Annotated in this window: 4 protein-coding genes and 1 pseudogene; 4 read left to right on the top strand and 1 reads right to left on the bottom strand. The window is 37.3% G+C overall.

What is annotated here, in order from left to right:
- Positions 1-734, top strand: a pseudogene (locus OZD63_RS03205) (hypothetical protein); the annotation flags it as partial.
- A gap of 40 nt (positions 735-774) precedes the next feature.
- Here OZD63_RS03205 and OZD63_RS03200 read toward each other — a convergent pair.
- Complete coding sequence (locus tag OZD63_RS03200) at positions 775-1290, bottom strand: gamma carbonic anhydrase family protein (RefSeq protein WP_275008099.1); 516 nt, start codon at positions 1288-1290, stop codon at positions 775-777.
- Positions 1291-1434: 144 nt separating this feature from the next.
- On the opposite strand from OZD63_RS03200, the gene secG reads away from it, so the two are divergent.
- Genes secG through OZD63_RS03185 form a run of 3 tightly spaced genes read left to right on the top strand, consistent with a single transcriptional unit; the run spans position 1435 to position 3795 of the window.
- Positions 1435-1755 (top strand): preprotein translocase subunit SecG, encoded by a 321-nt coding sequence (gene secG, locus OZD63_RS03195; protein WP_007548880.1) that lies wholly within the window; start codon positions 1435-1437, stop codon positions 1753-1755.
- Entirely contained in the window at positions 1755-3359 is a 1605-nt protein-coding gene (locus tag OZD63_RS03190; protein WP_275008097.1) for a CTP synthase, read from the top strand. Before secG ends, OZD63_RS03190 begins: the two co-directional genes overlap by 1 nt.
- A gap of 25 nt (positions 3360-3384) precedes the next feature.
- Positions 3385-3795, top strand: a complete 411-nt coding sequence (locus tag OZD63_RS03185) for a nucleoside deaminase (RefSeq protein ID WP_274979428.1) — start codon at positions 3385-3387, stop codon at positions 3793-3795.
- The last annotated feature ends 116 nt before the right edge of the window (positions 3796-3911 follow it).

The following is a 3911-nucleotide window of genomic DNA, read 5'->3' as shown; positions in this document are numbered from 1 at the left end:
ACGGGACTCCGACTTTTATCCCGGTAGGTTTAACTCCTACTGAACATACTCACCTTCTCTGGACACACGCAAGTAAAAGACTACAACGGAGTAAGCAGCAGTTAAAAGAGAAAGACGAGGAAATAATAGCATTAAAAGCTCAACAAAATACACAAGAAGTTGCGAACTTACAGCAACAGTTACAAGCTAAAGACGATGAAATAAAAGATTTACAAGAACAGCTAAACAACCAACCAGATGCTACTCTGTTAAAAGCTAAAGACGATGAAATAAAAGATTTACAAGAACAGCTAAACAACCGACCAAGTGCTGCTCAGTTACAAGCTAAAGATGAGGAAATAACACAATTAAAAGCTCAAGTTCAGCAGTTGCAAGCTAAAAATGCTGAAGTTGTGGAGTTAAATAAACAATTAGAAGAGAGTAAAAGTCTTGTTGATAAATTACAGAAGGAAAAACAAACATTAGAAGATAAAAGCAAAACAACTGAGCAACCAAAACAAGGCAATGGAGCGAAGTACACCGCTACTGTTGGTGTTGGTCTTGCTGCTGGACTGATAGCATTTACTGCACTTGAACATACAGTTAGGTTAGAGATGTTAGTAATAATTGGTATAGCAGTAACATCTGCACTCGTAGCTGGTGGTATTACATATGCAGTATTACCTAGTACTCAAGTAGATGGGGCAAAAGAACAAGAAGTAAATGAGATGGGAAAAAGAAGTAACAAGGGTTAAGCCGAAATGTACGTGTCAAGTAAAACACTTGACGCGAACTTCAGTTTTTATATTCCTTCATTAGCATAATATAATTTTGTGCTGATTGTGTAATATGTTTAATTTCTTCATTCAACATTTTTTTGAAGAATTTTGCTGGCCTGCCAGCCCATATTTCCCCACTTTTTATTACTTTTCCATGTGTCACTAGCGAGCCAGCAGCTACCATAGCTTCAGACTCCACAACTGCATGGTCCATCACGGTAGAGCCCATACCAATAAACGCTTTATCATGCACCGTGCATGCATGCAACATACAAAAATGTCCCACTGTTACCATGCTGCCAATAATTGTGTCACCACCTGGGTTTCTATCCACATGAATTACCGTTCCATCTTGAATATTTGTTCCATCACCTATTTTTATTGATCCAACGTCCCCTCTGACCACACAATTAAACCAGATGCTCGCATTTCTTCCTATTTCAACCTTGCCTATGATATGCGAACCACCTGCGATGAAAGCACTTTCGTCTATTTTTGGTTCATAATCTTTGTATTTTAAAATGTGATACATATTAAGCCCAAAGTCTTATGCATATGTTAATCAAAATAAGGTAAGCAGTAAATACATACTTAGATTTCAAACTACTTGGGTGACAGATGTTCTTGACTTACGTGCTTTGTACTGCTAAGATTTTTATTTTCAGCCCTATCTATAATGTCAGTAGCGGTATTAAGTATATTTCAAATAATATTGGTTGTTGTGTTAGTAATTTTAGTGCTCTTGCAGCCGCCTGGAAGTAGTTCGTTAAGTGGTTTTAGTAATACACAACAGGGGGTCAATTCGATGATTCCGGTGAAATCTTCTGAAAACCCGCTCAGCAGAATAACGGCTATTGTTGCTGGATTGTTTATTATAAACACATTGCTATTGTCAGGATTATGTTCAAAAGACGTACATAAAAAATCGATCGCAGAAAAAATTATATTAGAAAAAAAGCAAGAAAGTGAATCTACTTCTGTTCCATTTGAAAATTAATGAAGGAAGCTAAATTTATCTTTGTCACAGGTGGAGTTGTGTCATCGCTTGGTAAAGGCTTAGTTGCTTCGAGTGTTGGTGCGCTTCTTCAAGCTCATGGTTTTAAGATCCGTATCAGAAAACTTGACCCGTATCTCAACATTGATCCTGGAACAATGAACCCAACTCAGCACGGAGAGGTATTTGTTACCGAAGATGGTGCTGAAACTGATTTGGATCTTGGGCATTATGAGCGTTTTACTGGAATTAAAGCAACAAAAGATGATAATATAACAACCGGTAAGATATATCATGAGTTATTGAAGAAAGAGAGGCGTGGTGATTATCTGGGCAAAACTGTGCAAGTCATTCCTCATGTGACAGATTTGATCAAATCGTTCATTTTTAATGGTACGGAAGGTTTAGATTTTGTAATATGTGAAATAGGCGGAACTGTAGGTGACATTGAAAGCCAACCATTTTTGGAGGCTATACGCCAAGTTAACTACACATTAGGAAAACAAAGAGTTATCCTGATTCACTTAACTTTAATACCATATCTTACCGCAGCGCAAGAATTAAAGACAAAACCAACGCAGCATTCAGTTCGAGAGTTAAATTCCGCGGGGTTACAACCAGATATTATATTATGCCGCAGTGAGAAAGAAATTTTCGATAATCAAAGAGAGAAAATAGCTAAGCTTTGCAATGTTTCTTTATCCAATGTAATACCTGCCCCTGATGTGAGTCATATATATGAGTTACCGGTGTTGTATAGCCAATGTGGGCTTGATACGCAAATTTTGGAGCACTTTCATTTAAGTAAGCCAAAACCAAGCTTGACTGAATGGGATCAAATAGTGCATTCCATAAGGCACCCAACACAGGAAGTTACTGTATCTATAGTGGGAAAATACACCGAATTCCCTGATGCATACAAATCACTGATTGAAGCATTAAATCATGGTGCGATTAGTAATAAAGTCAAAGCAAAGATAAATTGGGTTAACTCAAGAGAGAAGGAAGAAAAACCTATAAATGAAAAACTTATAGGAGAGAAATTACAGAATTCTCATGCAATCCTTGTTCCAGGGGGGTTTGGTGATGACGGAGTAGAGGGTAAAATATTAGCAATAAATTATGCCCGTACAAATAATATCCCATTTTTCGGAATTTGCCTTGGTATGCAGCTTGCAATTATTGAATTTGCTCGTAATGTTGTTAAGCTTGAAGATGCACACTCTGAAGAATTTCGTAACTGTAAACATCCAATCGTTAAGTTAGCTGGCGATCAAGATGACGATCTTGGTGGAACCATGAGACTTGGGGCATACAAATGTAATATAAATGCAAACTCTAAAATGATGGATGCATATAGTAACACTACTATTTCAGAAAGACACAGGCATAGATACATAATCAATTCAGATTATAAAGATGATTTGGAAAAAAATGGGCTGCTATGCAGTGGCATATCAGAAGATGGAACGTGCATAGAGGCAGTGGAGTTAGGGAGTCATCCGTGGTTTATTGGTGTGCAGTTTCATCCAGAATTTCAATCAAAGCCGTTTTCTCCTCATTCTCTTTTCGTGTCGTTCGTTAAAGCAGCAATTGATAAGAAATAAGTGCCTAGTGTTTAAGTATCAATATATGGAGCTTGCCATAGAGCAAGCCAAACTCGCTCAAAAAAATGATGAGGTGCCCATAGGTGCTGTAATAGTGAGTGGAGACAATATCATTTCTTCTGCACACAATATATCCAGCGATCCAACTGCACATGCAGAGATGTTAGCAATCAGACAAGCATTTTCAACTCCCACGCTTTGTGATGCTGATATGTACGTAACATTAGAACCATGTCCGATGTGTGCTCAAGCCATTTCCTTTGCCAGAATTAAACGATTGTACTTTGGAGCTTATAATCCAAAAGGTGGAGGAATTGAAAATGGTGCTAAGATATTTCAATTTTGCAGCCATATACCTGAAGTTTATGGTGGGATATTAGAAACAGAATGCTCTTTTTTGTTAAAGGATTTTTTTGAGAAATTAAGAACCTGTTAAGGATCTCGAAAATATGAGGTAAAATAAGCATAGTTAAGAAAGAGGCATATCTATGCAAAAAAGCTATCCAAGCGATATAAGTAAAGAACAATTTGAAAAAATTAGACCAATACTGG

The sequence above is a fragment of the Wolbachia endosymbiont of Drosophila leontia genome (assembly GCF_028981785.1).
In the GTDB taxonomy this organism is placed as follows: Bacteria; Pseudomonadota; Alphaproteobacteria; order Rickettsiales; family Anaplasmataceae; genus Wolbachia; species Wolbachia pipientis.
The sequence above is the reverse complement of the archived record's forward strand: the minus strand, read 5'-3'. Positions and strand labels throughout refer to the sequence as shown.